The sequence below is a fragment of the Flavobacterium sp. CFBP9031 genome, from assembly GCF_034044945.1.
Lineage (GTDB): Bacteria > Bacteroidota > Bacteroidia > Flavobacteriales > Flavobacteriaceae > Flavobacterium.
On record NZ_JAXCWF010000013.1, the window covers coordinates 74,683 to 91,194 of the forward strand.

A 16,512-nucleotide genomic window follows, 5' to 3' on the forward strand; every position below is an offset into this window, starting at 1 on the left:
ATTGTGATTTATCTTTGCTAAGTTTATTCTATAATTTAATCAGATGCCAAAAATAGCAGTTCATCTTTTACGTTACTAATCAAAAGGAAGATTTTTTTTTTAAGCGTAATGAGATCACCTACTATTAAAATCTTCTTTGTCATTTTCATTATTTCTTAGTAAACCCCTTTCTGGTCATTTCTCCCCAGCCTTTGGTTCCCATCATTTTTTCTTTATAACCAATTAATGCTGCATAAACTGTCAACGGATGAAAATAAAACGGTTCAATAAAAGCGGCGATCAGTAATTTGAAAAAATCGGCCTGTTTGGGGTATTTATGATAGGTTTTTTCTTCGCTGTACAAAGCGATAACCGAAAAGAACACTGCAAATGTATACACAAAAAGCAGCAGTAAAAAGAAAAAATGCCAGTTTAGCAAACCGAATACTATAAATACAGCGGTTATGACCAAACCAATAAATTCTATTGCAGGAGCCAGAAATTCAAACAAAGTCCAATACGGCACACTTAGCATTCCCAGTAATTTGTATTTTGGATTTAAGAACATTCCGCGGTGAATACTTAATGTTTCTATTGTTCCTCTCATCCAGCGGGAGCGCTGTTTTTTGAATATTTTAAAATCCTCAGGCGCTTCGGTCCAACAAAGCGGATCTGGAATATAACTTACCGAGTAAGGCAGTTTATTATCAAGCATATAACGGCGCATTCTGACAATAAGTTCCATGTCTTCTCCAACCGTTTTGGTACTGTAACCTCCAGAAAGAATGGCGATTTCTTTATCAAAAGCTCCAAAAGCACCACTGATAAGCAATAAACCATCTAGTTTTCCCCAAGCCATTCGTCCTAAAAGAAAGGCTCTTAAATATTCTAAAACCTGAATTCTCGACAGCATTACATCTGGAACGTTTACTTCGACCAAGCGTCCGTTTTTAATCACGCATTGATTGGCAATTCGTACTACTCCTCCAGTCGCGATAATTCGTTTTCCGTACGATTCTAAAAATGGTTTTGCGAGTTTTAAAAGTGAATCTTTATCTAAGATACAATCAACATCAATACAAACTACGTAAGGATTTTGGGCAATATTAAGTCCGACATTTAAGGCATCGGCTTTACCACCATTTTCTTTGTCAACGACAATCAGTTTTTTGAAAGCAGCATTTTTGGAAGTGTAAATTCCTCTGATTTTTTTAGTCTCAATTTGCGGATGAAAATCCAAATCAGTCAAAACCAAATCGTAGGTTTTGGTTAAGATTTCCATCGAATTGTCTTTACTTCCGTCGTTTACCACAATAACCTGATAATTGTTGTAATTCAGCGAAAGCAGCGATTTTACATTTTCTTCAATAGTTAAACCTTCGTTATACGCAGGCGCTATAAGCGAAAGTTTTGGCGCAAACTCGCTGGTTAACAAAACATCATAATCTACAAAACTGTTTCGTTTAAGGTATTTTCTAAGCTCTTTTGTAGAAAGATAAGCCAACATTAAATAAGAAGACATTATTAGTATGGCGTAACCCAATATAAGGAGTATATACACATCCAAAAACCACGTTATTTCAGTATTAAAAAAAGTCATTTTCTTATAAGATTATGCTGTTAAGGTCTGCAAAATACTCTGGGCTTCGTACTTAATGATGGTATTGGTTGTCTGAGCTGCCAATTGCGCTACATGAGGAACTTTTTGAGACAATTTGAGCTCTTTTATCAGTTTTAACCCAAGTGTAACCACTGTCATATTTTGTGATTCCAATAAATGCTCGATTCCTTCTGTATCGCCAATATCATGTTTTTTGAAAGCTCCAATAATATTCAGCTGCATCCAATCGTCTATAGGATCTGAATGTTCTACAAGATATTTTATGCTTTCAGTGCCTTCAAGTTTAATAGCTGCATTGATTGCTACGATTTTTAATGTTTTCTTTCTGGCTTTAGAATAAACAATAATCTGATCAAAAGCTTCATTGATATTAAACTCTGCCAGTTCGGTGATTCCTTTACATTTTACCTCCCATTTCAGGCTCTTCAATTTTTTGAATGAATCTTTTATCAATCCAGAATCTTTATAAAACTGCTCTAATTTTTGAGCATAAATACCTTCATAGTTTTTATGCAGATTGATAAGAGATTCTGTCAAAACTTCTCTGAAAAAAGAAGTGTCAAAAAGAACTAGGAAATTTTTGTCTTTCTTTACTTCTTCAAAAGGAACATCTTCAAAAATAACAGCCGACATTATTTTGTCTATTATTGTACTATATTCTTTACTAAGGCGTTCTCGTTTTATTTTACCGTTTCTGCTGGCAACAATAACAAGATATAGAATAAGTGAAGCCACTATGAACAGATAAATCGAGAAAGTAAGAAAAGGCACTTCCCACTGACCTTGCTTATATAGTTCCCAGATTTCAGTCATATTAAAAACGTTTTGTTACAATTAACTGCACATTAAACTTGTTTCTATATTCTCCAGGTGCATATTCCTCATCTTCATAAAGGAAAATCGGGCGTACAAAAAACGAATCGCCAAAACGATGCTGATACTGAATTCCAATTCTATACGCTTTTAGAGGTTGTGTAAAATTATTGTACAGATACAAATAAGGAACGTTTCCGTATTGCAACTCCAGTCTAATAAGACGTTCTTTTTCTTCGTTTACGCGCTGTACGCTTAAAACATGAGAAAACAATTCGTTCGAAGTATCATAATAAGGTCTGTAAGCAAAACTATAAATTCCGGCGTTATAGGCCACTTGTCCGGTAAGCAGCGTAATATCGTCGGTATCAAAATGCATAAATCTTGCACCAAGCGAAAAATCAAAATGTTTCTGTGGCTTAAAATAATATTCTAAACCAGCTTTGGCTACAGGAAATATAGTTTCTCCTGTTGATACACCAGCGTTTGCATACAAATAGCTTTTGTTTGAAAAGGTCTGATAGAAATCGGTTTCAAATAACATCTGGGTTTCATTGCTCACATTTCCAATATTAGCCCTTCCTACAATTGCCGATTTGCTGAATTTATGCGAATACTCTGCATATCCATAATGAAATGGAGATTGTCCAGGATCTGAGGTTGAAATATTAAGATAAGAAAACGAAACGGCATTTTTTGCTTTGCGTCCAATAAGCGTACGGATTCCTCTGAAAGCCTGCGTGCTATTATCAATGTAAGATGCTTTTTCTATTAAATCTAAAGCTTCCTGATCGCGGTTTAATTTCTCTAGACAAGTGACTTTAATCTTTAAAACATCAACCGATTTTGGATCAATGGCCAGATATTTATCGCAATACGAAATGCATTTTTCATAATCTTCTGTCCAAAAATAGACATTTAGAAGTGCCTGTAACGCTTCTGGGTTTGGATTATTTCTGTCCGCCATTGGAGACAAAATTTTGATAGCGGTTTTATATTCTTTTTTCCAGCTGTAAATGCGTCCTGTGTAGATCTGTATATCTTCATTTTCAGGATATTTGGCGCGCAGAGGTTCTATAATCGATAAAGCTTTATCGTAATTTTCTTTTTCGACTTCGCGCTTCACATTGGCCAAAGCCTCGTCTATATTGATTTCTTGTCCAATTGCAACAGAAGAAATAAAAAGCAGGAAAATAGAATAATAAATAAACTTCATCAGATTCGGGTTTTTAGTAGTTTATTAATTCTCACTAAAAGTACAGCCGGACTTACTGGCTTGGCAATAAATTCGTTTGCCCCAATATCAAAAGAGTCAAGCTCGGTCTGCTCAACTCCCGAAGAAGTCAATATAATAACAGGAGTATCAGATTTAAGGTTCTCTCTGACGTGTTGCGTAATTTCCATTCCGCTAACACCCGGCATGTTTATATCAGTCAATATTAAGTCGTAGTTTTCTTTTTCGATCGCGTCCAACGCCTCTTTACCATCAGAAAACTGGTCAACATTAAATCCTTTCGACTCTAAGAAAAAAGATAACGATTTGCGTAGGATATCATTATCTTCGGCTACAATAATTCTCATTTTTTATTTTTTTATCTGGGGGATATTCAAAATTATAACTTCTTATTTATAAAGCTACTGCATATTTCTTTTATATCATAGCTCTTTTAAAATTTTAACGACTTCTTCAATTCCGCAGTGAAAAATATTCACTTTATCTAATGTTTCCGCAGTAAATTCGCCAGATGACGCTTCTACTTCGATAATCGACAGACAATTGCTCAAATCCTGGAGCATAAATATATCCATGCTTGATTTCATATTATGCGCTAGTTTTTTTACATTTTCATAATCTGTATTCTTAAATGCTTCATCTAACTGTGACACCTGACTTGGAATTTTTTCTATAAAAAGATTTATCATATCTTTTCTAAATTCAGAATCACCTCCAGACATTTCATCCAAAAAAGACATATCAATAATTCTCTTATGAGTCACATTGTGGTCTGGCGTCATTACTGTTTTTATCGCTTTTAAAAGAACAGACTGTTTAAACGGTTTTGGCACATAAGCATTCATTCCTACTTTGTAGCATCGCTCCTGCTCACCTACCAGAGAATGTGCCGTCATGGCAATAATTGGAATACTGGAATTCATCTCGTTTCGAATGTATTCTGTGGTTTGATAACCATCTTTAACAGGCATCTGTAAATCCATTAAAACCAAATCATATTCGTTTTGAGACAAAAGTTCGATGCCTTCTTCGCCATTTTGCGCAATATCCAAATCAAAACCAAAATTATTAATTACGCTTTTTGCAAGCTTTTGGTTTAAAACATTGTCTTCGCAAAGCAGTATTTTAAGATTTCCTAAATCATTTTTAGAAACCGTTTTTACTGCGGTCTCTTCAAAATTTGACTTTTTGTACGAAAGGGTAAAGAAAAACTCAGAACCGCGATTTAAAGTACTTTTTACGTGAACCTCTCCTTTCTGCAATTCAACCAGCTGTTTCACAATATTCAATCCAAGTCCGGTACCGCCAAATGTTCGTGTAGTACTTTCTTCGCCTTGTGTAAAGCGCTCAAAAATAGTTGCAAGTTTATCTTTCGGGATTCCGATTCCAGTATCTTTTACAGAAAATTTAAGCGAATAACTGTCTTCTGTTTCGTCTATTTTCTTTACCGAAACGGTTACTTCTCCTTCATTTGTAAATTTCAACGCATTCCCAATAAGATTTACCAATATTTGATTAAGTCTTCCTTGATCTCCAATAACCAAATCTGGCATTTCGGCATCCAAAAAAAGATTAAACTCCACCTCTTTCTGCACTTTTACTTTCAGTAAATTGTAGACGTGTTTGAGCGTTTTCTTTAAATTAAAAGATTCAGCTTCGATTGGTAAATTTCCCGATTCAATTTTTGAAAGATCCAAAATATCATTTACAATCAGAAGTAAATTTTCGCCTGCAATCTGCACACTTTCGATATAATCGCGCTGTGTATCATCGAGTTCTGTCTGTGCAAGCAAATCTGTAAAACCAATAATAGCATTTAAAGGCGTTCTGATTTCATGGCTCATATTGGCCAAAAAACTGTCTCTTGCCAGAACAGCACGTTCGGCAATTTTTCGTTGCGTATATAATTGATGGTTTTTTGTGCCTAATTCGAGCTGTGCGATAACGTGTTTTGCTACGATAGAAAGTGCATTACGCTGATTTTCATTCAATTCTTTTACGACATGATCAACTGCACACAAAGTCCCGATATTATAGCCATCGGGCGTTGTAAGCGGTACACCTGCATAAAAACGAACATTAAATCCGCCCGTTACATTGGGATCGTCTTTGAATGTTTCATTGACATGCGTATCGCTGATTTCTAGAATTTTTGTGTCTAAAATAGTGTAATTGCAAAAAGTGATTTCGCGAGGAACTTCAGAAACTCCTATTCCAATTTCAGATTTGAACCATTGCCTATTTTCATCAATAAAAGAAATATGGGCAATTGGCACACCGCAGATATAAGCAACAAGCTTTGTAGCATCATCAAAGGCATCATCTGGAAGCGAGTCGAGTATATTATAACGTTTTAGGGCAGCTAAACGTTGAAGTTCGTTATCTGGAATTGGATAATCTTTATTCATTTTATTCAAGTGGTAAAGGCATAAAGGTAAGGCAATTTAGTCTAAGACCCTTGCATTATCTCGACTTTTCTAAAAAAACGACTTTAAGTATAGTAGTTTTCATCGGTCAAATCTTCCTTTTTTTATTTCATTACAAATTTTTTCTTGGTCATTACAAAATTGAATATCCCCTATTGGGCGAATGCTGATTTTGTTATAAAATTGCCCTGATTTTATCAACTAATCTCTTCAAAAAAGCCTTTTTTCTACCTTTATCACAAGAAAATAACGTCGTTGCGAAGAGCAAAAAATTAAAATAAATGAAAAATTTAAGAAACAGTATTTTTTACGTTGGAGTTATTGGAGGATTCTCTGTTCTAATGTATTGGATTATTTTGTTAGGCGTAAAACTGGAAACAGGCCGAAATCTTAAAATCCCAACATCTGACAAAAGCCAATGGAGCGAGTTTCTCGATTCTCTTATAAAAAATCTGCACCATCCTTTAGCGCTTTTATTGGCGCAGATTGTTACAATTATCTTTGTTGCCCGTATTTTTGGATGGATTTGCATTAAAATAAAACAGCCTGCCGTAATCGGAGAAATGATTGCGGGAATTGTGATGGGTCCTTCTTTAATCGGAATGTATCTTCCTGAGTTTTCTGCCGCTTTATTTCCTGCGGAATCACTTGGAAATCTTCAGTTCTTAAGCCAGATTGGTTTAATCCTTTTCATGTATATCGTGGGAATGGAAATCGATATGAAGATTTTGAGAAACAAAGCCCACGATGCTGTAGTGATAAGTCACGCAAGTATTATCATTCCGTTTGTTTTAGGAATGGGACTGGCGTATTTTATCTATGACGAGTTTGCCCCCGCAGATGTACAATTCACATCTTTTGGTTTGTTTGCCGGAATCGCGATGAGTATCACAGCTTTTCCGGTGCTTGCCAGAATTGTGCAGGAACGCGGCATTCATAAAACAAAATTAGGAACGATCGTAATTACCTGTGCCGCTGCCGATGATATTACGGCATGGTGTATTCTTGCGGTTGTAATTGCAATTGTAAAAGCGGGTTCTTTTGGAAGTGCTATATACACGGTTGTTTTGACTTTAGGATATGTTTTCTTAATGATTAAAGTGGTTCGTCCGTTCCTTAAAAGAATCGGAGATTTGTATGCAACAAGCGAAAAATTAAGCAAACCCATTGTTGCCATTTTCTTTTTAACGCTTGTGGTTTCTTCTTACTTAACAGAAGTTATCGGAATCCATGCTTTATTTGGAGCTTTTATTGCTGGAGCCATCATGCCTGAAAATATTAGATTCAGAAATCTATTTATCGAAAAAGTGGAAGACGTTGCGCTTGTACTTTTATTGCCATTATTCTTTGTTTTTACTGGTTTAAGAACGCAAATTGGTTTATTGAACGAACCTTATTTATGGAAAATTGCAGGATTAATTTTTGCAGTGGCTGTTATAGGTAAATTTGTCAGCAGTGCGCTTGCAGCAAGATTTGTGGGGCAAAACTGGAAAGACAGTTTATCGATTGGAGCTTTGATGAATACAAGAGGTTTAACAGAATTAGTGGCTTTAAATATTGGTTACGATCTGGGTGTTTTAAGTCCAGAATTGTTCTCTATGTTTGTTATTATGGCGCTGGCTACCACGTTTATGACGGGACCAACATTAGATTTAATCAATTGGCTTTTTAGATCTAGCAAACAGGAAACCGAAGAAGATCTTGCATTAAAAAACAAGTACCGAATTTTATTGTCTTTTGACAGACCAGAATCTGGAAGGGCTTTACTTAAAGTTGCCGACGGATTAACCAATAAACGTTCTGAAAGTTCTGAAATTACAGCCATGCATTTTCTTCCTACAGAAGAATTACACCACTACAACACAGACGTTTATGAAGACGAAAAGTTTAAAGATATTGTGGAAGAATCTGTTGCTTTAAACCGAAATATCACTACTATGTTTAAGGCATCTTCTGATATTGATAACGAGATTGTAAATGTTGCCAACAAAAGCAAACATGATTTATTATTGGTTGGAATTGGGCAATCTATCTATCAAGGAAGTTTATTAGGACGCGTACTCGGATTTACAACTCGAATTATTAATCCTGAAAATATATTGAATACCGTAACGGGAAAGGAAAACATTTTAGAATCTGCTCCTTTTGATGACGGAACAAGACAAATTATTGCAAAATCTCATATTCCGGTTGGAGTTTTAATTGACAAGGATTTAGCCGACATCAACACGATTTTTATTCCGCTTTTTAGTTTAAAAGATTGGAGTTTTATTCAGAACTACGTTCAGAAATTTATTCAGAATATCAATGCGAGAATTGAAATTTTGGATGTCGAAGGTAAAATTATGGCCGATCTGGACACGAAAGAAAAAATTAGGCTAATGGAACAAGTAGCTCCAAACCAGCTGACTCTAAGAAAAGAACAATCTATTGAAAAAGATTTTCTTGACCAGCAAGATCTTATGCTGATTTCTATTGATGGATGGAAACATTTAGTAGAGAATAAAAGTCCTTGGCTGGCTAATATACCTTCCACTTTAATTCTTTCTGAAGATAAAAAATAGCTTTTTTTGTGAAATGTGAATTGTGAAATGTAAATCATTACTTTTAACATTTCACATTTCACTTATAAACTAATAATTCTGTCAAGTTCAAGTGTTGTATTTCCTGATGGAAGCGATTTTGGAGCTTTTACTAATTTTTGAGCTAAAAATGCAGTTGTGATTGGTTTCAGGTTTTTAAAAAGTCCGATGGCGTTGAAGAATTTAATGACTTTTACTGAAATCTTTTCGCCCAAACGATCTGTATTTTCTCGAATTAAAGGTCCGGGCCTGAAAATAATATATTGAGGAAAATGAAGCTCCTGAAGATAATCTTCTAGTTTTCCTTTCATCATCGAATAATATACATTGCTTTTTGCCGAAGCTCCGTAAGAAGACACCAAAACCAATGAATTTACATTGTTTTGTTTTGCAGTGGTTGCAAAATCAGCAGGAATATCATAGTCAATTTTCCATTGCTTCTCTTTTGAGCCCGCATCTTTTAAAGTTGTTCCAATGCAAGAAAAAAGAACATCGCCCGTAATTAATTCCCGAAACGAATTTACATCTGAAAAATCAACAACGTGTTCTGTCAATTTTGAATGTGATTTTCCTGTTGGACGTCGCACAAAAATGGAGACTTCTGAATAATCACTACTTTCTAAAAGAAGATTAACCAATTCTTTTCCCGTCGCGCCTGTAGCTCCAATTACCAATGCTTTCATAATGTTCGGAATTTTGTATGGTAAATATAATGATCTTTTTATTGAAAAAAACGTCTACCAATATGTCGTCTACCAATATTTCGCTCCTACGGAGCGTTTTCTTTGGTTATTCTATTTGCTATAAATATTATGCTTCTCCAAAGCATTAAAAAACGTATTGTGCTTGGTTTTTCTTTGCTTTTAAACGGTCGAAACCATTGGTTATGCTTCTTTGCTGTAAATATGTTTTTGCTCAGGAGCATTTATAAAAAAAAGGCTGTCACCAAAGTGACAGCCTCAAATTATTGCAATTCTAAATTTTATCTTTTAATAAATTTCTGTGTATACTTTGCTTTGTCTGTTGCAATATTGATAATGTAAAAACCTTTGGCAAAATTACTTACATCAATTTGATTGTTGTTAATTCTAGTATTAATGGTTCTTCCATTAACATCATAAATTACAACATCAATAACTTCCTCTTCACTACTGATATTCAGATAATCTGAAACTGGATTTGGATAAATAGACAAGTGCACTTTCGTGAATTCATCTCTTCCTAAAGTCGATGTATTAACTGAAATCGATTTTTCGACCACTTTTCCGTTAGAATTAAAACTAACTACAACTGTTGCTGTTCCTGGATTCTTTGGAGTTAAAACCAATTCTTCGTTAGCATTAATTTCTGCTAAAACAATATTTTCATCACTATTTGATTTTATCGTTTTTACAATCGCCGCCGAAATATTGTCTTCATCTGAAACCACCGTTTTCAAATCAATAATTGTTGGACTTAACACTGAAACTTGTGAAGGTAAAATTGCATTGACAACTGGCGCTGCATTATCAGGAAATACCGTCATAGCAGGAAACCAATAATAATCGTTTAGAGTTTCAGTATCAATCAATTGCCCTGTAGTATCGTAAGTATGAACCCAGTTTTTTTGATAATGCGCTCCAAATCCGCTTTCTGTTGTGTTTACAATTAAGTTACCAGAAACTGGATCAATACGCAATCCAGCACCGTACACAATCTGTTTGTACGTTCCTGTTTGTCCAGGAATTGTAGCAAAATTTTCATTGAATGTTTTCGTTGCAATATCAAACTTTACAATTTTAATTCCACTAACATAACTGTTTGCACCATTGTTCCAATACAATGCATTTTCTTTATTGCTATAAGTAAAACTTCCTGCATTCCAAGCTCCCCAAGAACCTTGATATTTAGTTGTTGGAATCGCATATTCTGTGGTTGCAAAAGTTTTTGCATCAATATTAATCAATTTCTGGTCTTGAATTCCCCAAACACTTCCATCTTTAGCTTGCGTAACCGAATTGAAGACTCCAGTAATAGTTTTGACAACAGTATTTGTTTTAGGATCAATAACTAAAATTCCTGCGCTCTGTTTTACAGCAAAAACATATTGCGAAGTACGAATCATATTCCCGATTTGTCCCAAGTACTGACTTCCGCCATCTGTTCCTGCAATCAAGCTTCCAACTTTCATATTGGCAATATCAAAAAGAAAAATTCCGTTTGAAGCACCTATATATCCTGTTTTTTCATCAACACCAAGGAAAGAACGACCGTCTCCTCCTCCAATGTTATCAAATCCAGCAATTTTTTCCATGGTTAAAGCATCGGCAACAACCAATCTTCCACCTGGCGTATAGTGTGTATCTCCTCCATCTGCCGCTTGTTTAGAAACAAAATAAAACTTATCTCCGTAAATCGTTCCGTACTGTGTAGTTGCGCCAAAAGCTTTATTTTCATTTACATCGCTATAAACTCTATAATTAATTTTTCCATCATTGCTGACAAAATTTACAGATCCATTAGTGTGGCCAAACCATTCTTCGTTTACCATGAAATAGCCTTTAGTAAAATCTATTGTTTTAGAATAAGGAGTAACTGGAGTAAAAGTTGCAGCAATATCAAACGTTTCCATATTGGGTTTAAAATTCCAGACATCCCAAGAACCATTTTGGAGTTCACGAGTAGAAGCTCCAACACCAGAATAATTATAATCGGCATCTGTTGGATCTTTAACCCAATAAGTCCAATATCCTACCATCCATCCTGACTGCCAATGATCATTGGGATCGATGCTTGTATAAGAATCAAAATCGTATTCGCTAGTATTAATAAGACCATCAAAAGGATAATAGGGATATTTTTTATCTCCATCTTTATAAAGTCCGTTTGTACCTGTTCCATTCAAATCGAAACCTAACCCGCCAATTGCAGATCCATACTGAGTTCCTTGTCTAAGTAAAGCAAAGAAACGCGGATCGGCCTTTGCAATGGCTTTAACCATATCTTCTCCTGTTGCAGTTCCATTCCATTTAAAACCCCAAACCAAAGCGTCAGCAGTTTTACCGTCATTCCACTGCACCACAAATGCGGCCTGATTAGATCCACTTCCAACCCAAAACTGAATATCTGCAAAAGTGTTTGCATTGGCGCTTTTTGCCGTTACTTGTTTTTGCCTTACCGTTTTTGATTTAATATCATTTCTAGGAACGCCCTGCACTGTTATCTGTGCATTGGTTAGAAATGCAAAAAACAACATGATGACTATAAAGTAATTTTTCTTCATAATTTATTGATTTTTAAATGTTGTGTTAATATTTTTTTTTAAAACACATAGAGACATAGATTTTATTTCATCGAAAAGAATAGAAAAAAGAAACTAGTTTCTAACACATAGCTATGTGTTTTTAAACAAAGTGAAACGCCTTTTTAGTTTCTAATCACGTAGCTAAAAAACTATGTTTCTATGTGTTTAAAAAATTAGTTAAGATGTAAGTCATAAGCCCCAGAAACTTCTGTAGAAACTTCTCCAAGCCAACCTGCTTCCTGATTAATTGCAGTGTAAACTTTTACGAAATCAATTCCGGGAAGTTTGACATATTTTCCGTTTTTATCTACTGCCCAAGAAATGTCAATATTTGAAGCTTCATCGTTATTTGGCGCATTATCGGCATAGCCAAATTCAAACGATTTGCCTACCCAATACGAGCCTTCGCCACTTTGATCGTAGAAATTATCTGCGATTTTGGTTCCTTTCAAAGTATAAGAAGCGTCGGCAATCCAAAGCGGATAATAATTTTGATTATGAAATACATTCTGCACTTTATAACCAGATTGCCCAGCATTATCCTGCCATTTAATATATTCTGTATCAAATTGCCAAAATTCATTTCCTGTAACAGGTTCTTTATTGGCATCTGGTTTAAAATAAGTGATCTCGTAGTTTTTTATTGTAGTGCTCTTAAAATATTCGCTTCCAGCAATTTCATACCATTCGTCTTCATCTGGTTTGCCATTTTTATTTTTGTCATAAGCCACCATAATAATTCCGGGTTCACACGATCCTGCGCGCGCTTCGTTGGCTTCATTTCCCCAAAAAGCATTCCCTAAAATCTTAAAATCGCGACCGCTCCTATTCGGAATCGTATGATCGAAACCAAAAACTACATAACCGCCAAAACCACCAAGCGAAATCATAGACGTATTTGAACCCACAATTGCTTTTTTCGCAGCTGCAATGATGTTGGCTTCTGTATTTCCTGCTACATATTGCGGAATTTCATTAGTAAACTGCCCAACTGCTGGACGAAAATCAAGTACATTAGAAATATATTTACTGTAAGTTCCCGTTTCTTTGATCACATTAATTGAAGAATTGTAGACTTTTGATTCTCCATTAATTTCTACTTTTAAAGTCAGCAGATAATTTTTTTGAAAAGGACTAATAAAATCTAAATCTGCATTTTCTGAAAGAATAGAATCGTTGATACTCCAAGTCAGTTTTGCAGTATTTGGAAGAGCTGTAGCAATATTCAACACTTTAAAACGGTCAATTGTATACGATTCTTTCAGCACTTCTGCAGGAAGCAAATCTTCTTCGTTGTCTTTATCGCAGGCAACAAATCCCAAAAAGAGAATTGAAAACAAAGCGATTTTGAAAAGGTTTTTGTTCGACATTTTTTAATTTTTAGTTATAAAAGCAATATGAGCGGGAATATTTCCAGCGGTAGTTTTCCATTTTAATTTTCCGTCGGGTGTAAAACAGTAGATATAACCTGTTACTACATAGTTTTGAGCGTCGGTAATGTAGATTTCTTTGGTTTCTGGATTGACTTGAAGTCCGTACGGAATCATGATTTGTTTGTCGGTTCCGTCTGTGATAATTTGGTCTGTAATTACTTTTTTAGTTTTGGTGTCCAAAATTCCGTAACTCACTTTATTGGTTCCCGTTAGATAGCTCCAAGAAACACTATAGTAATACAATAAATCGTTAACGAGACAAGTTCCAGAAACCGGAATATCGAGTTGCATTTTCTTTTCATCTGTCTGCGTATCAATAACAAAAAGATTAGATGGCGTGTTGTAATAATCGCCTCGCGAACTCACATAAATATCGCCTCGGCTGTCAATCTGCATGCTGTATAAATTTATTCCAACATCGATTTTTTTAATCTCTGTAAATGTTTTCAAATCAATTACAGAAACTGTTCTGTCATAATTTGGAACTCTGTAACCGCCAGAATTGGCGACATACAATTTTCCGTTATGAACGACCATTTGTTCGGGCTGATAACCAACCGTTACTTTTCTTTTTATTTCTAATGAAGTCGTGTCAATTTCTGCAACAAAACCAATTTCAGCATTCGGATTTATTGCAACAGGTCCAGAATACGAACTCACATACGCTTTGTCTTTATAAAAAGCCACGTAACGGCAATTTGGAATATCGATTTTCTTGATTCGTTTTGCTGTCCATTTTTCTAAAACTTCTACTTTGTTAGAACAATTAATGACCGCATAAACCTTATTTCCGTAGATTTTAATGTCGTTTCCAACATCTCCCAATTCTTTTACAACCGAAGGATTTCGTTCTGAATACACATCTGTGGTGTAATTTCCTGTTCTGTAATTGAAAACATCCAAACTCGCACGGTTCATTCCCATATTACCTTCGTTTAGAAGATAAAAACCTTCAATCTTTCCATCGCTTCTTGGCGCTGCAACACTCACATCCGAAGAAAGAAATATCGTTTCGTCTTCTCTGCAGGAAACTAAAAAAATGGCAATACTTAAACTGAATACTATTTTTAAAATGCTCTTTTTCATAACTCAAAACTGATTATAAATTTGAATGTTCTTCCCGGCATCGGATAATTGTAAATCACTTCATATTGCTGCTTGAAAGCGTTGTTGACTTCAATCGCTCCGTTCAGTTTGTAATTTTTGAATGTGAAAGATTTTTGAACCGCCAAATCGTGCGTATACCAAGGCTGAACTTCATTTACTTTAATATTATTGACATTTCCGTTGTAGCGTTTTCCGACATAAATAAAGCTGTAATTGAAATTCCAAGATTCATAACCCGCATTCAAAATTCCAGATCCGCTGTGCCAAGGCGTGTAGGGAATCTGATCGCCATAAGAAGACATTTCTAAACCGACAAACTTTGTAAAATCTTGACTTTGAGAATACGTATAGGTTAAATTGGCATCTAGTCTTAGCTTATTAAAATGCGTTGCCATATTCAGAACCGTTTCGATTCCTTTTCCTTTTACTTGCCCGATATTGGTCATCATCCAGCGAAACAAATTTCCTGTCGGGGCGGCAATAATTTTATCTTTTGTATTGGTGTAATAAGCATCTGCTTGAAAAGAAAATTTATCAAAAAAGCTTTCCCTTACGGGGAAATTATACGTAAAACCAACATCGTACTGATTCATGTATTCTGGCCTCAAAGTGCTCGAACCGATCATGGTATAATACAAATCGTTGAAAGTGGGCATTCTGAAAATTCGTTTAGCAAATGCCCTTAAATTGAAATCGTATTTTTTAAACGGAGTATAACCTAGGAATATAGCGGGAGTAAATTCGGTTTTATTGGGCGCTTTGGCATTGTACTTCACTTCTTCGATAACGCGAGTTGCGAGTACATTTCCTAAAACTTTAAACCCTTCATATCGATAGGAACTTGCCAGAGAAACAAGTGCAGTATAACGCTGCGGAAAAGAAAACTGTGTCTGAATGCCTCTTCTAGTTGCGTTTAGTTTATTGTATTGAAAATCGGTTGATAGCGAAACATTCCAAGTGGGCAAAATGCTGTACATATTGACTGCAGAAAAATAGGCTTCCTGCTGATAATAACTATCATCAGATTGCACGCCTTCTGTTACGGTTTCTCCTAAAACATTGGTTGTATCTCGTGCTATATAATGGGTGTAATCGTAAGCAAATTTTCCTTTTAGCTGAAATTTATATTTCTCTGAAACGTCTTTCGTTAAAGAAGACTGTCCGAAAAAATTCTTATCAAATTGACGGAAACCATCTCGAAACTTATTTTCTACAATGGCACCTGGAGCGCCTCTTTCAGAATCGTAATAATACACTTTGGCATCCCAAGTTCCTTTATTTATTTTTCCGAACAAGCCCGATTCCAATCGGAATGCTTCAATATCGCTGTTCCATCGCGTTGCTGTGGTATCGTATGCAATGCTACCGTCTTGATTTTTTCTTTTATACCTAAATTTATACTGTCCGTTTGATTTGATGTATTCAGAGCTTACACTCAAGCTGACTTTGTCGCTTAGTTTTTGTTCCCATCTAAAAGAAGGATCATGATAATCAATAGACATTGTTTTGTAACGAACCAGTAGATTTGTTTTCTTATTGCCTGAAAAAGCAGGTCGTTTGGTTCGCAAATAAATCGCAGAAGCAGAAGCGAAATCTTTAGCCGATTGAAAAATTTCACTTTTCTGACCGTTGTACATCGTCAAAGATTCCATGTCGTCAAGCGAATACTTTCCTAGATCGGTTACGCCGTTTTGCGCATTTCCAAGCTGAATTCCGTCGTAGAAAACACCAACATGATGCGTTCCCATATTACGAACATCAACCGTTTTGAGTCCGCCCACTCCGCCATAATCTTTAATTTGAGTTCCAGCAAAATAACGAAGAGCATCTGCGACATTGTGAGTCGCCAAATTCTCAAGCAAAACGCCCGAAAGACTTTGTACGGGAATCACTTCCTGGTAGGGTTTTCCTTTTAAAACAACTTCTTTTAAAACCCGCGAACTATCAGTCACTGCTTGAGAATGAAGCAAAAAAGGAACTAATACTAAAAAAACAGAAAATAAAGTTTTACTCAAATTATACATCACGATTTTA

The 16,512-nt window shown here is 35.4% G+C and carries 11 protein-coding genes; 1 reads left to right on the forward strand and 10 read right to left on the reverse strand.

The genetic code is table 11. The annotated features are described in order from the left end of the window. Positions 1–148: 148 nt before the first annotated feature. The 5 genes from SOM12_RS19875 to SOM12_RS19895 form a co-directional block, all read right to left on the reverse strand. Entirely contained in the window at positions 149–1,579 is a 1,431-nt protein-coding gene (locus SOM12_RS19875) for a glycosyltransferase (RefSeq protein ID WP_320495068.1), read from the reverse strand. Positions 1,580–1,591: 12 nt separating this feature from the next. Next, complete coding sequence (locus SOM12_RS19880) at positions 1,592–2,413, reverse strand: hypothetical protein (RefSeq protein WP_320495069.1); 822 nt, start codon at positions 2,411–2,413, stop codon at positions 1,592–1,594. A gap of 1 nt (position 2,414) precedes the next feature. Then, positions 2,415–3,629 carry a YaiO family outer membrane beta-barrel protein gene (locus SOM12_RS19885; RefSeq protein ID WP_320495070.1) on the reverse strand — a complete coding sequence of 405 codons (1,215 nt, stop codon included), beginning with the start codon at positions 3,627–3,629 and terminating at the stop codon, positions 2,415–2,417. After that, a complete protein-coding gene (locus tag SOM12_RS19890) occupies positions 3,629–3,994 on the reverse strand; it encodes a response regulator transcription factor (RefSeq protein WP_095927525.1) in 366 nt (121 codons plus the stop codon). Before SOM12_RS19890 ends, SOM12_RS19885 begins: the two co-directional genes overlap by 1 nt. 75 nt (positions 3,995–4,069) lie before the next feature. After that, positions 4,070–6,055 (reverse strand): GAF domain-containing hybrid sensor histidine kinase/response regulator, encoded by a 1,986-nt coding sequence (locus SOM12_RS19895; RefSeq protein ID WP_320495071.1) that lies wholly within the window; start codon positions 6,053–6,055, stop codon positions 4,070–4,072. Positions 6,056–6,354: 299 nt separating this feature from the next. Between SOM12_RS19895 and SOM12_RS19900 the strand changes: the two genes are divergently transcribed. Continuing rightward, positions 6,355–8,637 (forward strand): cation:proton antiporter, encoded by a 2,283-nt coding sequence (locus tag SOM12_RS19900; protein WP_320495072.1) that lies wholly within the window; start codon positions 6,355–6,357, stop codon positions 8,635–8,637. A gap of 62 nt (positions 8,638–8,699) precedes the next feature. Here SOM12_RS19900 and SOM12_RS19905 read toward each other — a convergent pair whose 3' ends face one another. From SOM12_RS19905 to SOM12_RS19925, 5 genes are all read right to left on the reverse strand, one after another. Further along, positions 8,700–9,338, reverse strand: coding sequence for an NAD(P)H-binding protein (locus SOM12_RS19905; RefSeq protein WP_095927528.1), 639 nt, complete (start codon positions 9,336–9,338; stop codon positions 8,700–8,702). Positions 9,339–9,637: 299 nt separating this feature from the next. Further along, complete coding sequence (locus tag SOM12_RS19910) at positions 9,638–11,917, reverse strand: DUF5074 domain-containing protein (protein ID WP_320495073.1); 2,280 nt, start codon at positions 11,915–11,917, stop codon at positions 9,638–9,640. A gap of 194 nt (positions 11,918–12,111) precedes the next feature. Beyond that, complete coding sequence (locus tag SOM12_RS19915) at positions 12,112–13,308, reverse strand: cell surface protein (RefSeq protein WP_320495074.1); 1,197 nt, start codon at positions 13,306–13,308, stop codon at positions 12,112–12,114. A 3-nt stretch (positions 13,309–13,311) separates the two neighbouring features. Next, the gene (locus SOM12_RS19920) at positions 13,312–14,457 is read right to left on the reverse strand and encodes a DUF5074 domain-containing protein (protein WP_320495075.1); all 1,146 of its coding nucleotides are present in this window, start codon (positions 14,455–14,457) and stop codon (positions 13,312–13,314) included. Then, positions 14,454–16,502 carry a TonB-dependent receptor gene (locus SOM12_RS19925; RefSeq protein WP_414655681.1) on the reverse strand — a complete coding sequence of 683 codons (2,049 nt, stop codon included), beginning with the start codon at positions 16,500–16,502 and terminating at the stop codon, positions 14,454–14,456. The genes SOM12_RS19920 and SOM12_RS19925 overlap by 4 nt, the downstream gene beginning before the upstream one ends. Between the last annotated feature and the right edge of the window lie 10 nt (positions 16,503–16,512).